Source organism: Chitinimonas koreensis, assembly GCF_014353015.1.
Taxonomy (GTDB): domain Bacteria; phylum Pseudomonadota; class Gammaproteobacteria; order Burkholderiales; family Chitinimonadaceae; genus Chitinimonas; species Chitinimonas koreensis.
This window is the reverse complement of the sequence record NZ_CP060704.1, coordinates 1,812,731-1,830,001: the sequence shown is the minus strand read 5'-3', so window position 1 is coordinate 1,830,001 and position 17,271 is coordinate 1,812,731. Positions and strand designations below refer to the sequence as shown.

Genomic DNA, 17,271 nt, shown 5'->3' with positions numbered 1-17,271 from the left:
CAGGATTGCCGGCGTGGGCCGCTCAGGCCAGGGGCTCGACCAGATGGCTGCGGCCGGCCGGCGCGGGATAGGGGTCGGGCCAGAATTCGGTCTGGTGCCGGATCAGGCCGTCGCGCACTTCGCTGAAGGTGATCGCGCGCGCCGACTGCACGCCGTCGGTGACCGAGACCTCGCTGACCGCCTGCACCGCGTCGCCGACGATGCGGTGGACGGTGAAGCGCCACGGGCCGTGGGCCGGGTATTCGGCATTGATCCGGACGAAGCGCTCGCGGCCGCGGATGCGTTCGTTCGATTGCGGCCAGTCGAGCAGGTAGTCGTCGCCGAACAGCGCGGCGGCATGGGCGAAATCGTTGCTCTGCATGCGCCGCCAGTATTCCGCCACCAGCGCCACCGCCGCCGGCTGCGACGGCTCCACGCTCACAGCACCGCCACCGGGTAGGCGCCGAGCACCTTGACGAAGGCGGCGCGGTTGCGCAGCGCGTCGAGCGTGGCGACCACGCGCGGCTCGTCGGCGTGGCCCTCGACGTCGACGAAGAACACGTATTCCCACAGCCCGGTGCGCGAGGGCCGCGATTCGAACTTGGTCATCGACACGCCGTGCTCGGCCAGCGGGCTCAGCAGCTGGTGCACCGCGCCCGGCCTGTTCTGGGCCGACATCACCAGGCTGGTCTTGTCGCGGCCGCTGGCGGTGGTCTGGTGGTAGCCGAGCACCAGGAAGCGGGTGGTGTTGTTCGGCTCGTCCTCGATGTTCTCGGCCAGCTTGTTCAGGCCGAAGCGCTCGGCCGCGGCATCGCCGGCGATCGCCGCGCAGCCGGCGTCGAGGCTGGCCAGCCGCGCCGCCTCGGCATTGCTCGACACCGACACCCGCTCGACCTCGGCCGGCAGGTTCTTGTTCAGCCATTCGTGGCACTGCGCCAGCGACTGCGCATGCGAATAGACACGGCGGATGCCGTCGAAGCCGGCCTCGGCGCGCAGCAGGTGGTGATGGATGCGCAGCACCACTTCGCCGCAGACCTTGAGCGGGGTGTTGACCATCAGGTCCAGCGTGCGGCCGACCGCGCCCTCGGTCGAATTCTCGACCGGCGCCACCACGTAGTCGGCGCTGCGCGCCTCGACCACCCGGAAGGCCTCGTCGATGCTGGCGCAGGCCAGGGTGGTGGCGGCATGGCCGAAATGCTTGATGGCGGCCGACTGGCTGAAGGTGCCCTCGGGCCGAGGTAGGCGATGGTCAGCGGCCGCTCGATGCTGAGGCAGGCCGACATGATCTCGCGGAACAGCTTGGCCACCGATTCGTCCGGCAGCGGGCCGGGATTGAGCTGCTTGATGCGCGCCAGCACCTGTGCCTCGCGCTCGGGCCGGTAGACCAGGCCGCCGCCCTTGAGCTCACCGATGGCGCGCGCATGGCCGGCACGCAGGTTCAAGAGTTCGAGGATCTGGACATCGACGGCGTCGATGGCGTCACGGTGGGATTTCAGTTGCTCGTCGGACATGGGGTGGCGGGGCGTGGGAATGCGGCTTGCGCAGGGATGGCCGAGCATAGCATGGCCGGCCCGGCCGGCCTTATGCCGAGCGGCACTATGTCCGGGCGGTCGCAAGCGATGGAAGGGGCCTAGGTTTCAGGAACGTAGTTGCAGCAGCCGGGAGTCATAAGCGCCGCACCAATAAAATAAAGATTCACTGACGAGCGCCAGCGAGGCTTCCCCGCGGCGGCGGGACGGGAGGGGTAGGGTCGAATCAGGAAGAGCCGCTGCTTCAACCCCCACAAATGGCAAGCACCCGGGTTCCCCGGGTGCCTGAACTGCATTTACCTGCACACCGATGCGTGCAAGTGAGGAAGGCTCAACCGTGGCTGCGCGCAAAGTCCTGCATGAACACGGTCAGCGCCTTCACGCCCTCGAGCGGCATGGCGTTGTAGATGCTCGCCCGCATGCCGCCCATGGCGCGGTGGCCCTTGAGCTGCAGCAGGTTGCGCGCGCGCGCTTCCTTGACGAAGGCCTCGTCGAGCGCCGGGTCGGCCAGCCGGAACGGCACGTTCATGCGCGAGCGGAACGGCTTCTCGACCGGGCAGGCGTAGAAGCCGGCCGAGGTATCGATGGTCTCGTACAGCAGCGCCGCCTTCTCGATATTGCGCTGCTCGATCGCCTTGAGGCCGCCCTGCCGCTGCATCCACTTGAACACCAGGCCGGCCACGTAGATGGCGAAGGTCGGCGGCGTGTTGTACATCGAGTCGCCCTCGGCCTGGATCTTGTAGTCGAACATGGTCGGCGTGCCCGGCAGCGCCTGGCCCAGCAGGTCCTCGCGCACGATCACGATGGTCAGGCCGGCCGGGCCGATGTTCTTCTGCGCGCCGCCGTAGATCAGGCCGAACTTGCTGACGTCGACCGGTCTGGAGAGGAAGTTCGACGACATGTCGCACACCAGCGGAACATCGCCGGTACTGGGCACGAAGGGGAATTCGACGCCGCCGAGCGTCTCGTTCGAGGTGTAGTGCAGGTAGGCCGCGTCGGGATCGCGCTGCCAGGTCTCCTCGGCCGGCACATAGCTGTAGCCGCGGTCCTCGGCGCTGGCGGCGACGCGCACGGCGACGTTGAACTTGCGCGCCTCTTTCATCGCCAGCTTGGACCAGTGGCCGGTGTCGATGAAGTCGATGCTGCTGCGGCCGCGGATCAGGTTCATCGGCACCATGGCGAACTGCGCGGTGGCGCCGCCCTGCAGGAACAGCACCTTGTAGCCGGACGGGATGCCCATCACCGCGCGCAGGTCCTCCTCGGCCTCGGCGGCGATCTGCATGAATTCCTTGCCGCGGTGGCTCATCTCCATCACCGACATGCCGCTGCCGTGCCAGTTGAGCAGCTCGTTCTGCACTTCGAGCAGGACTTCACGCGGCAGGACGGCGGGACCGGCGCTGAAATTGAAAACGGGGGACATGGACGCTCCAGGAGGTGAGGATGGTGTTCAGACCGCCGGGCCGAAGGCGAGTTTGGGCCGGGCGGCAGCCATTTTTCGCGCCGCGACCGGCGCGGCGGGACGGCCGACGAACGCGCCGGCCCGATTCATCTATGTACTAAGCCTAGAGCGTGTTACGAGCTCGGATGATCGAAAAAGCGGTCATCCCGTTCAAATCACGCACGAGCGCCAGCGAGGCTTCCCCCTGGACCATCCCACGAAGCCTGCGACTTCGTGGGGGACCGCCATCGGGCCCCCGCAGGCGGCGGGGACGGGAGGGGCGGGATGAAACAGGGGGAGCCGCTGCTTCAGTCCTCGCCAAGGTCCAGCACCCGGGTTTCCCGGGTGCCTGGACCGAAGTCATCCGCCCACAGACATCCGTCAATTCTATAAAGGCTACGACAGCAGGAAGTGCGCGCGCGCCACGGCGATCGGCTTTCGCTCGTCGTCCTGCCAGGCGGTCATGCGCACATTGGCCACGCGCTTGCCCTGCTTGGTGATGTCGCAGCGCGCGAACAGAGTCTGGGCCCGGCCCGAGCGCAGGAAATCGAGCGAGAAATCGATGGTGCGCGGCACCTCGGCCGATTCGCGCGCCCACACCAGGTGCAGCAGCGCGGCATTCTCGAGGAAGCCGCCGATCACGCCGCCGTGCAGCGCCGGCAGGTGGGTGTTGCCGATGTTGCGATCGACGAAGGGCAGCTCGAACAGCGGCTCGCCGTCGACTTCCTTCATCACCACGCCCAAGAGCCGCGCATACGGGATCTGGTCGATGATGCCGGCGTAGTCGCCGCTTTCCTTGGCGGCGTGCAGATAGGTGAGCTCGACCATCTCAGACCTCCTTCGGCGCTTCGGCCGGCAAGACCTGGCGCGAACCCAGCTGGGCCGGGCTCGAATCGCGCATGAAGGTGCCGACGCCGTGGGCGATCGGCTGGTCGTTGCCTTCCTGGTAGGCGGTGGCGCGGGTGAAGGCGATCTGACGGCCGAGCCGGTAGCACTCGGCGGTGCAGTAGACCGTCTCGCCCGGCGTGGCGCCGCGCAGGTAGTCGATGCGCAGGTCGAGCGTGGCGATCGCCTCGCGCTCGTCCAGCATCGAGAACACCGACAGCGCGCTGGTGGTGTCGATCAGCGAGGTGATCACGCCGCCGTGCAGCACGCCGGTGCGCGGATTGCCGACCAGCGCGGTGTTGTAGGGCACGCGCAGCGTGGCCTGGCCGCGCCAGCCGTTGACGAACTCGAGGCCGATGGTGGCCGAATGCGGGATCTGGCAGAACCAGCGCGCCACGTCCTCGAACAGCGCCGGATTGCGTACCGGCAGGGGCAAGTCTTGCATCGAAGGTCTCACTGGGGCGCTCACGCGCCCCTCACGGTTTAGCAGGCCGTCGAGAAAGCCGCGAACCTCGCGTCAGCGAGGCCCCCTCTGGCCTACCCCACAAAGTCCCCGACTTTGCGGGACCCCGGGCGGCGAGGGCGGGGGGCGTGGAATAAAAAAGCGATAACACTTTGATTTCCAAATGCACCCAAGCGCCCGGCCTTGCCGGGCGGATCGCAAAACTCGGTACCGCGATACCTCCTCGACAGCATTAAGCCTCGTCGCCGGCGACTGCGTCGCCCGCCACGTCGTCCAGCTCCTCCGTTCCTTCTTCTTCTGTTTCGACCACCTTCTCGATGCCCGACAGCTTCTCGCCGGCGTCGAGGTTGATCAGCCGCACGCCCTGGGCGCTGCGGCCGGTCTCGCGCACCTCGGCCACCGAAGTGCGGATCAGCACGCCGCCGGTGGTGATCAGCATCAGGCCGTCGCTCTCCTGCACCAGCGAGGCCGCCACCAGCTTGAAGCCGGTCTTCTCGGTCAGCTCCATGGCGATCACGCCCATGGTGCCACGGCTGGTGTGGCGGAATTCGGCGATCGGGGTGCGCTTGCCGTAACCGCCGTCGCTGGCGGTCAGCACCTGCCACTGCTCCGAATCGGCCACCAGCAGCGAGATCACCTGCTGGTCGTCGGCCAGCGACATGCCGCGCACGCCGCGGGTGTCGCGGCCCATCGGCCGCACGTCGTCCTCGTCGAAGCGCACCGCCTTGCCGCCGTCGGAGAACAGCATGATCTGGTGGCGGCCCGAGGTGATCGCCACGCCGACCAGCTGGTCGCCCTCGTCGAGGCTGACCGCGATGATGCCGAGCTTGCGCGGGTTGGAGAAGGCCGACAGCGGCGTCTTCTTCACCGTGCCGCGCTGGGTGGCCATGAAGACGTAATGGTCCTCGGTGAATTCCTTGACCGGCAGGATCGCGTTGATCTTCTCGCCATCCTGCAGCGGCAGGAGGTTGACGATCGGCTTGCCGCGCGAGGCGCGGCCGCCCTGCGGCACTTCATAGACCTTGAGCCAGTAGACCCGGCCCAGCGACGAGAAGCACAGCACGTAGTCGTGGGTATTGGCGACGAACAGGTTGTCGATGAAGTCGTCTTCCTTGGTCGCGGTCGCCTGCTTGCCGCGGCCGCCGCGCTTCTGGGCGCGGTACTCGTCGAGCGGCTGGGCCTTCATGTAGCCGCCGTGCGACAGCGTGACCACCATCTCCTGCGGGGTGATCAGGTCTTCGAGGCTGATGTCCTCGCCGAACGGGATGATCTCGGACTTGCGGGCGTCGCCGAACTGCGTCTTCAGCATCGCCAGCTCGTCGGCGATGATCTGGGTGATGCGCTCGGGCTTGGCCAGGATGTCGATCAGGTCGACGATCTCGTCCATCACTTCGCGGTACTCGCCGGCCAGCTTGTCCTGCTCCAGGCCGGTGAGCTTCTGCAGGCGCATGTCGAGGATGGCCTGGGCCTGGGTCTCGGACAGGCGATAGCCGTTGGCCTTGAGGCCGAACTCGGCCGCCAGCCATTCGGGCCGGCCCGCGTCGCCGGCGACGCGGGCGAGCATCTCCTCGACCAGCTGCGAGCGCCATTCGCGCGCCATCAGCCCGACCTTGGCCTCGGCCGGCGTGGCGGCCGCCTTGATCAGCGCGATGATCTCGTCGACGTTGGACAGCGCGACCGCCAGGCCTTCGAGCACATGGGCGCGCTCGCGCGCCTTCTTCAGCTCGAACACCGTACGGCGCGTCACCACTTCGCGGCGGTGGCGCAGGAAGGATTCGAGGATCTGCTTGAGGTTGAGCAGGCGCGGCTGGCCGTCGACCAGCGCCACCATGTTCATGCCGAAGCTCGACTGCAGCTCGGTCTGCTTGTAGAGATGGTTGAGCACCACCTCGGGCATCTCGCCGCGCTTGAGTTCGATATAGATGCGCATGCCCGACTTGTCGGACTCGTCGCGCAGGTCGGCGATGCCGTCGATGGACTTCTCGCGCACCAGGTCGGCGATCTTCTCGATCAGCGACTTCTTGTTCACCTGGTAGGGCAGCTCGTCGACGATGATCGCCTGCTTGTCGCGGCTGACTTCCTCGATATGGGTGCGCGCGCGCATCACCACCCGGCCGCGGCCGGTGCGGTAGCCTTCGCGCACGCCGGCGATGCCGTAGATGATGCCGGCGGTGGGGAAGTCGGGCGCCGGGATCAGGTCGATCAGCTCGTCGATGCTGAGGTCGGAATTGGCCAGCAGCGCCAGCGCGGCGTCGACGACTTCGCCGAGATTGTGCGGCGGGATGTTGGTGGCCATGCCGACCGCGATGCCGGTGGCGCCGTTGACCAGCAGGTTGGGCAGGCGGGTCGGCAGGACCGACGGTTCGAGTTCCTTGCCGTCGTAGTTGGGCACGAAATCGACGGTTTCCTTGTCGATGTCGGCCATCAATTCGCCGGAGATCTTCTCCAGCCGGCACTCGGTGTAACGCATGGCGGCGGCGTTGTCGCCGTCGATCGAGCCGAAGTTGCCCTGGCCGTCGACCAGCGTGTAGCGCATGGAAAAGTCCTGCGCCATCCGCACCAGCGTGTCGTAGATCGAGGCATCGCCGTGCGGGTGGTACTTACCCATCACGTCGCCGACGATGCGCGCGCATTTCACGTAGGGCCGGTTCCAGTGGTTGTTCACCTCCTGCATGGCGAACAGCACGCGGCGATGAACCGGCTTCAGACCATCCCGCACGTCCGGCAGCGCCCGCCCCACGATCACGCTCATGGCGTAATCGAGATAGGAGCGGCGCATTTCCTCTTCGAGACTTACCGGAATCGTTTCTTTGGCAAATTGTTGCAAATCGGTCATTGGTCAGGTATCGAAGCGGGCAAAAATGCAGGAAATTTTATCACGCCGCCGCTGTCCTCTCCAATTAGCGCGCAATTGTCATAATCTCTGGATTGCGGCGCGCGGGACGCGTCAAGTAAACTCGGCCAAGACGTCGGTTTAGAAATTTTGATTGACCGTCGCATAATTTCCTCTCTACCCATGGAGAATAACGATGCAGAAGATGAAGCGTACCCTGGTTCAGTCGGCCGTTTGTGCCGTCCTGGGCGTAGCTGCCCTGTCGGCTTACGCCGACAAGGACGGCTATGCGATCGACAGCCGTAGCGCCGTTGTCAAGAGCGGTTTCGGCCTGTGCTGGCGTACCTCCTCCTGGAGCAAGGACAAGGCGATCGCCGAGTGCGATCCGGATCTGGTCCCCAAGCAGGTCGTGGCCGCCGCGGTCGAACCGCCGAAGCCCGAAGTGCAGGCGCCGAAGCCCGTGCCGCTGGCCGTGCCGAAGAAGCTGGAAACCCTGACCCTGAACGCCGCCGCCCTGTTCGAATTCAACAAGGCCGTGCTGAAGGAAGAAGGCAAGCAGGCGCTGGACGCCGTCGCCGGCGTGCTGCTCGAGCGCAAGTACGAGCCCAGCAAGACCAAGATCGAAGTGGAAGGCCACACCGACCGCATCGGCAAGGCCGACTACAACAAGAAGCTGTCGGAAGAGCGCGCCGCTTCGGCTCGCGAGTACCTGGTCACCAAGGGCATCCCCGCCGAGATGATCACTTCCAAGGGTCTGGGCTTCGACGAGCCCGTGACCAAGCCGGAAGACTGCAAGAAGGTGCTGAAGAACCGCAAGAAGCTGATCGAGTGCTACGCACCCGATCGCCGCGTCGAAGTGGAAATCTACGCGACCGTCGAGCAGTAAGCTTCACGCTTCAGGCAGCACCCCATGGGCCCCGCGATGCGGGGCCTTTTTCTTGCCTGCGCGCCGCCAGGCCAGGTTCACGGCCGGTTCAGGGCGCCGTGCTAGACTGCCCGGCCAAGCATCGAAGGACCCACGCCATGCGCCGTCTCCTGCCTCTCGCCCTGTGCCTGCCCGCCCTCCTGCTGCCCGCCGTCGGCGGCGGCCTCGACCAGCTCAAATCCTTCCTGGCCCAGACCCAGTCGTTCACCGCCGGCTTCGAGCAGACCGTGACGCAGAAGAGCGGCAAGCAGCAGCAGGCCAGCGGCCAGGTCGCCATCCAGCGGCCCGGCAAGTTCGACTGGCAGTACGCCAAGCCCTACGAGCAGCGCGTGGTCGGCGACGGCAAGCAGCTGTGGGTCTACGACCCCGACCTGAACCAGGTGACCTCCAAGCGGCTCGACCGCGCGCTCGGCGACAGTCCGGCGGCGCTCTTGGCCGGCAGCAACGAGCTGGAGAAGTCCTACACGCTGGCCGAACGCGGCAGCCGCGACGGGCTCGACTGGATCGAGGCGACGCCGAAGAACCGCGACAGCGGTTTCGACCAGGTGCGCATCGGCTTCAAGAACAGCCTGCCGATGGCGATGGAGCTGAGCGACAGCTTCGGCCAGACCACCCGCATCCGCTTCGCCGGCACGGTCGCCAATCCCAAGCTCGACCCGGCACGCTTCCGCTTCGTGCCGCCCAAGGGCGCCGACGTCGTGAGCGCCGATTGAGCGCCAAGCCCTGAGCCCACGCCTTTTCGAGGCCGGCAGGCGCACCATCCGTTAAACTGTCCGGCCGTTCCCGCAGTCCAAAAGGCCATGGCCGACCTGTTCACCCAGACCCCTCGCCCGCCGCTCGCCGAAGCCCTGCGTCCCGCCACGCTGGACCAGGTGATCGGCCAGAAGCAGCTGCTCGGCCCGGGCAAGCCGCTGCGGCTGGCATTCGAGGCAGGCCGGCCGCATTCGATGATCCTGTGGGGCCCGCCCGGCGTCGGCAAGACCACGCTGGCGCGGCTGATGGCCAAGGGCTTCGATGCCGAGTTCATCCCGCTGTCGGCGGTGTTCTCGGGCGTGAAGGACATCCGCGCCGCGATGGACGAGGCGCAGCGCAATCTCGACCGCGGCCGCGCCACCATCCTGTTCGTCGACGAAGTCCACCGCTTCAACAAGAGCCAGCAGGACGCCTTCCTGCCCTTCGTCGAATCGGGCCTGATCACCTTCATCGGCGCCACCACCGAAAACCCGTCGTTCGAGGTCAACTCGGCGCTGCTGTCGCGCGCCCAGGTCTACGTGCTCAAGGCGCTCGACGCGGAGGAGCTGCGCGAGCTGATCGAGCGCGCACGCGGGCAGACGCTCGGCCATCTCGAATTCGACGAGGCCGCCATCGCCACCCTGGTCGGCTATGCCGACGGCGACGCGCGGCGGCTGCTCAACCTGCTCGAGCAGGCCGACACCGCGGCCGCCGCGGCCGGCACCCGGCGCATCGACGGCGACTTCGTGCAGAACGCGCTGAGCCTCAATACCCGCCGCTTCGACAAGGGCGGCGACGCCTTCTACGACCAGATCTCGGCGCTGCACAAGTCGGTGCGCGGCTCCAATCCGGACGCGGCGCTGTACTGGTTCTGCCGCATGCTCGACGGCGGCGCCGACCCGCGCTACCTGGCGCGCCGCATCGTGCGCATGGCCTGGGAGGACATCGGCCTGGCCGATCCGCGCGCGTCGCAGCTCACGCTGCAGGCGGCCGACGCCTACGAGCGGCTCGGCAGCCCCGAAGGCGAGCTGGCGCTGGCGCAGGCGGTGATCTACCTGGCCGTCGCGCCCAAGAGCAACGCCGGCTACAAGGCCTACAAGCAGGCCGCCGCCTTCGTCGCCCGCGACCAGTCGCGGCCGGTGCCCGAGCACCTGCGCAACGCGCCGACCAAGCTCATGAAGCAGCTCGGCTACGGCGCCGAGTACCGCTATGCCCACGACGAGGACGAGGGCTACGCCGCCGGCGAACGCTACCTGCCCGACGGCATGGACGAACCGGGCTGGTACCGGCCGGTCGCGCGCGGGCTCGAGGCCAAGATCGCCGAGAAGCTCGGCCACCTGCGCGATCTCGATCGCCAGTCGCAGTCGGCTCCATCGCAGTCGGCCCAGGCGCAGCCCGCCCAGACGCGATCTAGCCAGGGCAGCGACTGAGCGCCAGCAATGAGCTTCGTCCGTCGCAGCCCCGCCCGTAGCGCAGGCACCCGGCACAGCCGGGCGCTTGGGAGTCGAAGGTGTCCAAACGTTGGGCGCTCCCCTGATCCAACCCGACTCCCCCGCCCTCGCCGCCCGGGGTCCCCGCGAAGTCAAAGACTTCGCGGGGCGGGCCAGAGGGAGCCTCGCAGGGCTCGAGCTCGCCTGATAAATAGACGCTGTCGCCTCGCAGCCGCTGCCCGAATCCCCGAACGATCTATACAATCCGCGCTTCGGCCGATCCGGCCCGGCGCCCGTACGCTTCGCTACGCACAAGGTTTTCCCATGCTCGACATCCAACTGCTCCGCAACGACCTCGACGCCGTCGCCGCCCGCCTGGCCGAGCGCGGCTTCGAACTCGACACCGCCGCCTTCGCCGCGCTCGAACACGAGCGCAAGGCGCTGCAGACCCGCACTCAAGAACTGCAGGCCGAACGCAACGCCAAGTCCAAGGCCATCGGCCAGGCCAAGGCCCGCGGCGAGGACGCCGCGCCGATCCTGGCCAGCGTCGCCCACCTCGGCGACGAGCTGAAGGCCGCCGAACAGAACCTGGCCGCGCTGCAGGACAAGATCAACGACCTCTTGCTGCGCATCCCCAACCTGCCGCACGAATCGGTGCCGGCCGGCCGCGACGAGAGCGGCAACGTCGAGCTGCACCGCTGGGGCACGCCGCGCACCTTCGACTTCGCGGTGAAGGACCACGTCGACCTCGGTACGCCGCTGGGCCTCGATTTCGAGACCGGCGCCAAGCTGTCGGGCGCGCGCTTCACCGTGCTGCGCGGCCAGATCGCCCGGCTGCACCGCGCGCTCGCCCAGTTCATGCTCGACATCCAGACCAACGAGCACGGCTACACCGAGGTCTACACGCCCTATATCGTCAATCCGGAAGTGCTGTACGGCACCGGCCAGCTGCCCAAGTTCGCCGAGGACATGTTCCGCGTCGAGCGCGGCGGCGAGGACAGCCATACCCAGTACCTGATCTCGACCTCGGAGATCTCGCTGACCAATACCGTGCGCGACAGCCTCCTCAAGGCCGAGGAACTGCCGATCAAGCTGACCGCGCATTCGCCCTGCTTCCGCTCGGAGGCCGGCAGCTACGGCCGCGATACCCGCGGCATGATCCGCCAGCACCAGTTCGACAAGGTGGAGATGGTGCAGATCGTGGCGCCGGAACGCAGCTACGAGACGCTGGAGGAGATGCGCCAGCACGCCGAGAACGTGCTGCAGCGGCTCGGCCTGCCCTACCGCGTGGTCACGCTGTGCACCGGCGACATGGGCTTCGGCGCGACCAAGACCTATGACCTCGAAGTCTGGCTGCCGGCGCAGGACACCTACCGCGAGATCAGCTCGGTGTCGAACTGCGAGGCCTTCCAGGCGCGCCGCATGCAGGCGCGGGTGAAGAACGAGGCCGGCAAGAACGAGCTGGTGCATACCTTGAACGGCTCGGGCCTGGCGGTCGGCCGCACGCTGGTGGCGGTGCTGGAGAACTACCAGAACGCCGACGGCAGCATCACCGTGCCCGAGGCGCTGCGGCCCTACCTGGGCGGCATCGACCGGCTCGCATGATCCAGGCAAACGGCCCGCAAGGGCCGTTTCTCTTTGGCCGCAACGGCCGGCCGCCTTTCGACGAGGGAAGACGATGCAGAAGACCGTCCTGATCACCGGCGCCAGCCGCGGCATCGGTGCCGCCACCGCGCTGATGGCCGTGCAGCGCGGCTACGCCGTGGCCGTCAACTATCGCAGCGACGCCGCCGCCGCGGCCGATGTGGTGAGCCGCATCGAGGCCGCCGGCGGCCGCGCCGTCGCGATCCGCGCCGACGTCGCGGCCGAAACCGAGGTGCTGCACTTGTTCGAGGAAACCGAACGACAGCTCGGCCCGCTGTCCGCCCTGGTCAACAACGCCGCCATCCTGGAACCCCAGATGACCCTCGAGACCATGAGCGCGGAGCGGTTGCAGCGGGTGTTCGCCACCAATGTGATCGGCAGTTTGCTGTGCGCGCGCGAGGCGGTGAAGCGGCTGTCGACCCGCCACGGCGGCCCGGGCGGCGCGATCGTCAACGTCTCGTCGATGGCCGCGCGGCTCGGTTCGGCCAACGAGTACGTCGACTACGCCGCCAGCAAGGGCGCGATCGACAGCTTCACGCTGGGCCTGGCGCGCGAAGTCGCCGCCGACGGCATCCGCGTCAACGCGGTGCGGCCGGGCCTGATCCATACCGACATGCACGCCAGCGGCGGCGAGCCGGGCCGCATCGAGCGGCTCAAGGGCAGCGTGCCGATGCGGCGCGGCGGCCAGGCCGAGGAGGTGGCGGCCGCCATCCTGTGGCTGCTGTCGGACGAGGCGTCCTATACCACCGCGAGCTTCATCGAGGTCAGCGGCGGGCGCTAGCCGCAGCCGCGGCTTGGCCATGAAAAACGCCGGCATCGCTGCCGGCGTTTTTCGTCGTCCGTGACGGCCCGCTCACTCGGGCTGGTAGACGTAGGCCTTCTGCTTGACGCGGCCGGCGTCGGCATCGCGCTGGAAGCCGCGGTCGACCTGCTTGTCCCACAGCAGCGCACGGCCTTCGACCTGGCCCTGGGCGACGTCGGGGTGCTGCTCGAGGAATTCGCGCAGGAACTGGGTGGTTTCGGAAACGTAGGTCGTATCTTTGAACAGCAGCGGCATGGTCTTCTCCAGGCAAATCCAGACCGTGATTATAACCGGCGGCGGCCGTCAGGGCTCCACCGCGGCGCCCTTGGGCAGCGAGGCGGCCACCGCGCGCAGGATCTCGTCCGACAGCGCCGCGTCGTCGACCATGCGTGCCAGCACCACCGCGCCGACCATGGCGGCATAGGCCGCCAGCGCCTTGTCGCGCCGCGCCGCCTTCGAGCGGCCGGGCAAGAGGCCGGCCAGCAGCTCGAGCAGGCTGCGGAAGCCCTCGGTGAAGGCATGGCGCACCGGCGGCGACTGGCGCGCCAGCTCCGGCCCGAGCGCCGCGATCGCGCAGCCGGCGCCGGGCGTGTCGCGATGCAGCGGCGACAGGTAGGCGGCGGCGACCGCCGCGAACGGATCGCCGGGCACATCCTCGAGCAGCCTCTCCCAGCGTTCGCGCGCCTCGGTCAGCGCGCGCTCGCCGGCCTGCGCCATCAATTCGTCCTTCGAGCCGAACTGGCCGTAGAAGCCGCCGTGGGTCAGGCCCGCGGCCTTCATGATGTCGGCCACGCCGATCCCGCCGAAACCGTTCTCGCGATACAGCCGCGCAGCGGTGTCGAGCACCCGTTCGCGGTTGGCGGCGGCCTGTTCCCTGCTGACTTTCATCTGTCTGCTCCTGCGCTTCGATTCGCGATCTGCTTGACATTATAGATTATGTTCGTCATTAATGTATTCATGTTGATCGACATTTAAAAGACCTGCCGTCGAGCGACACCCTCCGACGACCAACCGCAAGGACCACCGACCATGAGCACATCGAATCCCAAGGGCAGCGCACTGATCACCGGCGCATCGAGCGGCATCGGCGCCCGCTATGCCGAACAACTGGCCCGGCGCGGCCACGACCTGATCCTGGTGGCGCGCGACCAGGCCAGGCTGGACGCGCTGGCCGCCCGGCTGCGCGAGCAGGCCGGCGTCCGGGTCGAGGTGCTGCGCGCCGACCTGGCCGTCCGCGACGATCTCGCCCGCGTCGAGCAGAAGCTGCGCGACGACGAGACCATCGCCCTGCTGGTCAACAATGCCGGCATCGCCGCCAGCGGCCCCCTGGCCGAGGCCGACCCCGCCGCGCTGGACGCGCTGATCGCGCTCAACGTGCTGGCGCTGACCCGCCTGGCCGGCGTGGCGGCGGCCCGCTTCGGCGCGCGCGGTCGCGGCGCGATCGTCAATATCGGCTCGATCGTGGCGCTGCTGCCCGAGCGCTTCAATGCCGTCTACAGCGCCAGCAAGGCCTATGTGCTGAGCCTGAGCCAGACACTGCAGGCCGAGCTGGCTTCGCGCGGCGTCCAGGTGCAGGCGGTGCTGCCGGGCGCGACGCGGACCGAGATCTGGGCCAGCAGCGGCCTCGACGCCAGCCAGGTGCCGGACTCGATGTTCATGGAGGCGGACGAGCTGGTCGCGGCGGCGCTGGTCGGGCTCGACCGCGGCGAACGGGTCACCATCCCCTCGCTGCCCGATCCGGCCGACTGGGAGGCCCTCGACGCCGCGCGCGGCGCGCTCGGCCCCAACCTGTCGCACGACCATGCGGCGCCGCGCTACCGCGAAGCGTTCGCACCGGCCTGAGCCCGGCGCGGCATCCCCGCCGATGCCGCGCAAAGAAAAACGGCCGGGTCGCCCCGGCCGTTCTTCATGCTGCGGACCGCGTCCTGCTTACTTCGCGGTCTTGAACTGGTTGAACGCCTTGGTCAGCGCCATCTGCGTCGGCTGGTCGATCACGGCCAGCGGCTGCAGCGTCTTCAGCGCGGCGTCGCTCAGGTAGACCTTGGCGTCGCCGGTGATCGCCTTGTCGACCAGCGGGGTGGCCTTGGCGTTCGGGTTGGCGTAGCTGACCTTGTTCGAGATCGCGGCCACCACCTTCGGATCGAGGATGTTGTTGATCCACTTGTAGCCGTTGTCGGCGTTCTTGGCGTCCTTCGGGATCGCCATCACGTCGATCCACAGGATGGTGCCCTTGGACGGCACGACGTATTCGATGTTCTGCGGCTTCTTGGCCTGGGCGGCGCGGTCCTTGGCCATGTAGACGTCGCCGTTGTAGGCCATGCCGACGCAGACGTCGCCGTTGGCCAACAGGTCGATCGGGCTGTCGTTGAACACGCGCACGTCCTTGCGCACCGCCTTCAGCGTGGTCAGCGCCGCCGCCACATTGTCCTTCGAGAAGTCGTTGGCCGGCTTGCCGTTGTACACGTTGACCATGGCGAACAGGTTCTTGGTCATGGTGATGAAGGAGATGCCGCAGCTCTTGAGCTTGGAGGTGTACTTCGGGTTGAACACCAGCTCCCACTGGTCGGCCGGCATCGGCTCGTTGCCCAGCGCCTTCTTGACCTTGTCGACGTTGATGCCGAAGGCCATGGTGCCCCACATGTACGGCACCAGGTACTTGTTGCCCGGGTCGACCGTCTCGAGCTTCTTGAGGAATTCGGGGTTCAGGTTGGCCAGGTTCGGCAGCTTGGTCTTGTCGATCGGCAGGAACACGTTGGCGCCGATCCACTTGCCGGCGTAGTCGGCCGACGGATAGACCACGTCGTAGCCGGACTTGCCGGTCAGGAGCTTCGACTGCAGCGTCTCGATGCTGTCGAACACGTCGTACTTGGCCTTCACGCCGCTCGACTTCTCGAAGTTGGCGATGGTGTCGTCGGCGATGTAGTCGTTCCAGTTGTACACGTTCACGTTGCCGGCGGCCTCTACGCCTGCGGCGGCGAGGACGAGGGCCGCGCCGACGAGCTTCGGCGCGAAGGAGAATTTAGCCATGGGGGGAGGACTCCAGGAGCGAGGCGGTAAACACGACGGACAACCCGTCGAAACCCTTGGCCGAAGCGGATTTCGGCGGGCGGTATTACACCACGGCAGCCCCGCGCGGGCGAGCGAATTTCGCGCCGCAACATGACGATGGCGTCGGCCGCCCGGCAGCGCTGTGGCGCGTCCGCTACAGCGTGCCGGCCCGCCCGGCTGGTAAGATTGCGGTCCGCCCGGGCGGCGCCGCTTCGCCGGCCGCCCTTCCAGCAGCTCCAGGATGTTCCCATGCGCGCCTATCTCGATCTCCTCCAGCACGTGCTCGCCCACGGCGTCGACAAGACCGACCGCACCGGCACCGGCACCCGTTCGGTGTTCGGCCACCAGCTGCGCTTCGACCTGGCGCAGGGCTTTCCGCTGGTCACCACCAAGAAGGTCCACCTCAAGTCCATCATCCACGAGCTGCTGTGGTTCCTGCGCGGCGACGCCAATATCGGCTACCTGAAGGAGCACGGCGTCACCATCTGGGACGAATGGGCCGACGAGGCCGGCAACCTCGGCCCGGTCTACGGCGTGCAGTGGCGCAGCTGGCCGACCGCCGACGGCCGCCACATCGACCAGATCTCGCAGCTGATCGACCAGATCCGCCGCAATCCCGATTCGCGCCGGCTCATCGTGTCGGCCTGGAACGTCGGCGAGATCGAGCACATGGCGCTGCCGCCGTGCCACGCCTTCTTCCAGTTCTACGTCGCCGGCGGCAAGCTGTCGTGCCAGCTCTACCAGCGCTCGGCCGACCTGTTCCTCGGCGTGCCGTTCAACATCGCCTCCTACGCGCTGCTGGTCTTGATGGTGGCGCAGGTCTGCGGCCTGGAGCCCGGCGACTTCGTCTGGACCGGCGGCGACTGCCATATCTACTCGAACCATATGGAACAGGTGCAGCTGCAGCTGTCGCGCCAGCCGCTGCCCTTGCCGACCATGCGGCTGAACCCGGCGGTGAAGGACCTGTTCGCCTTCCGCTTCGAGGATTTCACGCTCGAAGGCTATGAATCGCACCCCGCGATCAAGGCCCCGGTGGCGGTCTGACCGCCCTCCTCCGACCCGCCCGGACCGCCATGCTCTCGCTCATCGCCGCGCTCTCGCGCAATCACGCCGTCGGCATCGACAACAAGCTGCCCTGGCACCTGCCGGCCGACCTCAAGTACTTCAAGGCCACCACCAGCGGCCACCCGATCATCATGGGCCGCAAGACCTACGATTCGATCGGCCGGCCGCTGCCGGGCCGCCACAACATCGTGGTCACCCGCAACGCCGACTGGCGCGCCGACGGCGTGACGGTGGTCCATTCAATCGACGCCGCGCTGGCCGCCGCCGGCGATGCCGCCGAGGTGTTCCTGATCGGCGGCGCCACGCTCTACGCCGAAGCGCTGCCGCGCGCCGACCGGCTCTACCTGACCGAGATCGACGCCGAGTTCCAGGGCGACGCCTTCTTCCCCGACTGGCCACGCACCGCGTTCCGCGAAATCCGCCGCGAACGGCATGAGACCGATACCTTCTCGTATAGCTTCGCGGTGTACGAGCGTCTAAGCTGAGCGAAAAAGGCCG

General features: G+C 67.5%; 16 protein-coding genes and 1 pseudogene. 8 read left to right on the top strand and 9 right to left on the bottom strand.

Annotated features, from left to right (window positions below; translation table 11 throughout):
• Window positions 1-22: 22 nt before the first annotated feature.
• The 6 genes and pseudogenes from H9L41_RS07980 to gyrA all read right to left on the bottom strand — a co-directional run bounded on the left by H9L41_RS07980 (window position 23) and on the right by gyrA (window position 7,130).
• The gene (locus tag H9L41_RS07980) at window positions 23-415 is read right to left on the bottom strand and encodes a nuclear transport factor 2 family protein (protein WP_281172466.1); all 393 of its coding nucleotides are present in this window, start codon (window positions 413-415) and stop codon (window positions 23-25) included.
• 2 nt (window positions 416-417) lie between these two features.
• Window positions 418-1,490: pseudogene (gene pheA / locus H9L41_RS07975) on the bottom strand (prephenate dehydratase).
• A gap of 349 nt (window positions 1,491-1,839) precedes the next feature.
• A complete protein-coding gene (gene serC, locus H9L41_RS07970; RefSeq protein ID WP_028446459.1) occupies window positions 1,840-2,928 on the bottom strand; it encodes a 3-phosphoserine/phosphohydroxythreonine transaminase in 1,089 nt (362 codons plus the stop codon).
• Window positions 2,929-3,342: 414 nt separating this feature from the next.
• The gene (locus tag H9L41_RS07965; protein WP_028446458.1) at window positions 3,343-3,774 is read right to left on the bottom strand and encodes a PaaI family thioesterase; all 432 of its coding nucleotides are present in this window, start codon (window positions 3,772-3,774) and stop codon (window positions 3,343-3,345) included.
• Between the two features lies 1 nt (window position 3,775).
• Window positions 3,776-4,276, bottom strand: a complete 501-nt coding sequence (locus H9L41_RS07960; RefSeq protein WP_051319056.1) for a PaaI family thioesterase — start codon at window positions 4,274-4,276, stop codon at window positions 3,776-3,778.
• A gap of 250 nt (window positions 4,277-4,526) precedes the next feature.
• Window positions 4,527-7,130 (bottom strand): DNA gyrase subunit A, encoded by a 2,604-nt coding sequence (gene gyrA / locus H9L41_RS07955; protein ID WP_028446457.1) that lies wholly within the window; start codon window positions 7,128-7,130, stop codon window positions 4,527-4,529.
• 193 nt (window positions 7,131-7,323) lie between these two features.
• On the opposite strand from gyrA, the gene H9L41_RS07950 reads away from it, so the two are divergent.
• The 5 genes from H9L41_RS07950 (at window position 7,324) to H9L41_RS07930 (ending at window position 12,639) form a co-directional block, all read left to right on the top strand.
• On the top strand, window positions 7,324-8,013 hold the full coding sequence (locus H9L41_RS07950; RefSeq protein WP_051319055.1) for an OmpA family protein: 690 nt from the start codon (window positions 7,324-7,326) through the stop codon (window positions 8,011-8,013).
• A gap of 137 nt (window positions 8,014-8,150) precedes the next feature.
• A complete protein-coding gene (gene lolA, locus H9L41_RS07945; RefSeq protein WP_028446455.1) occupies window positions 8,151-8,765 on the top strand; it encodes an outer membrane lipoprotein periplasmic chaperone LolA in 615 nt (204 codons plus the stop codon).
• An 87-nt stretch (window positions 8,766-8,852) separates the two neighbouring features.
• Entirely contained in the window at window positions 8,853-10,214 is a 1,362-nt protein-coding gene (locus tag H9L41_RS07940) for a replication-associated recombination protein A (protein ID WP_084300298.1), read from the top strand.
• 324 nt (window positions 10,215-10,538) lie between these two features.
• The gene (gene serS / locus H9L41_RS07935) at window positions 10,539-11,819 is read left to right on the top strand and encodes a serine--tRNA ligase (protein ID WP_028446454.1); all 1,281 of its coding nucleotides are present in this window, start codon (window positions 10,539-10,541) and stop codon (window positions 11,817-11,819) included.
• 73 nt (window positions 11,820-11,892) lie between these two features.
• Entirely contained in the window at window positions 11,893-12,639 is a 747-nt protein-coding gene (locus H9L41_RS07930) for an SDR family oxidoreductase (RefSeq protein WP_028446453.1), read from the top strand.
• 72 nt (window positions 12,640-12,711) lie between these two features.
• Here H9L41_RS07930 and H9L41_RS07925 read toward each other — a convergent pair whose 3' ends face one another.
• Together H9L41_RS07925 and H9L41_RS07920 are read right to left on the bottom strand one after the other, a co-directional pair.
• On the bottom strand, window positions 12,712-12,915 hold the full coding sequence (locus H9L41_RS07925) for a DUF3460 family protein (RefSeq protein WP_034607084.1): 204 nt from the start codon (window positions 12,913-12,915) through the stop codon (window positions 12,712-12,714).
• A gap of 48 nt (window positions 12,916-12,963) precedes the next feature.
• On the bottom strand, window positions 12,964-13,548 hold the full coding sequence (locus H9L41_RS07920; protein ID WP_028446451.1) for a TetR/AcrR family transcriptional regulator: 585 nt from the start codon (window positions 13,546-13,548) through the stop codon (window positions 12,964-12,966).
• A 141-nt stretch (window positions 13,549-13,689) separates the two neighbouring features.
• Here H9L41_RS07920 and H9L41_RS07915 point away from each other — a divergent pair, with 141 nt between their 5' ends.
• Window positions 13,690-14,502 carry an SDR family NAD(P)-dependent oxidoreductase gene (locus tag H9L41_RS07915; protein ID WP_028446450.1) on the top strand — a complete coding sequence of 271 codons (813 nt, stop codon included), beginning with the start codon at window positions 13,690-13,692 and terminating at the stop codon, window positions 14,500-14,502.
• An 87-nt stretch (window positions 14,503-14,589) separates the two neighbouring features.
• Here the strand turns inward: H9L41_RS07915 and H9L41_RS07910 are convergent, their stop codons facing one another.
• Complete coding sequence (locus H9L41_RS07910) at window positions 14,590-15,687, bottom strand: extracellular solute-binding protein (protein ID WP_028446449.1); 1,098 nt, start codon at window positions 15,685-15,687, stop codon at window positions 14,590-14,592.
• Window positions 15,688-15,957: 270 nt separating this feature from the next.
• Between H9L41_RS07910 and H9L41_RS07905 the strand changes: the two genes are divergently transcribed.
• Entirely contained in the window at window positions 15,958-16,752 is a 795-nt protein-coding gene (locus H9L41_RS07905; protein WP_028446448.1) for a thymidylate synthase, read from the top strand.
• A gap of 29 nt (window positions 16,753-16,781) precedes the next feature.
• A complete protein-coding gene (folA, locus tag H9L41_RS07900) occupies window positions 16,782-17,258 on the top strand; it encodes a type 3 dihydrofolate reductase (protein WP_034607083.1) in 477 nt (158 codons plus the stop codon).
• Window positions 17,259-17,271 lie beyond the last annotated feature (13 nt).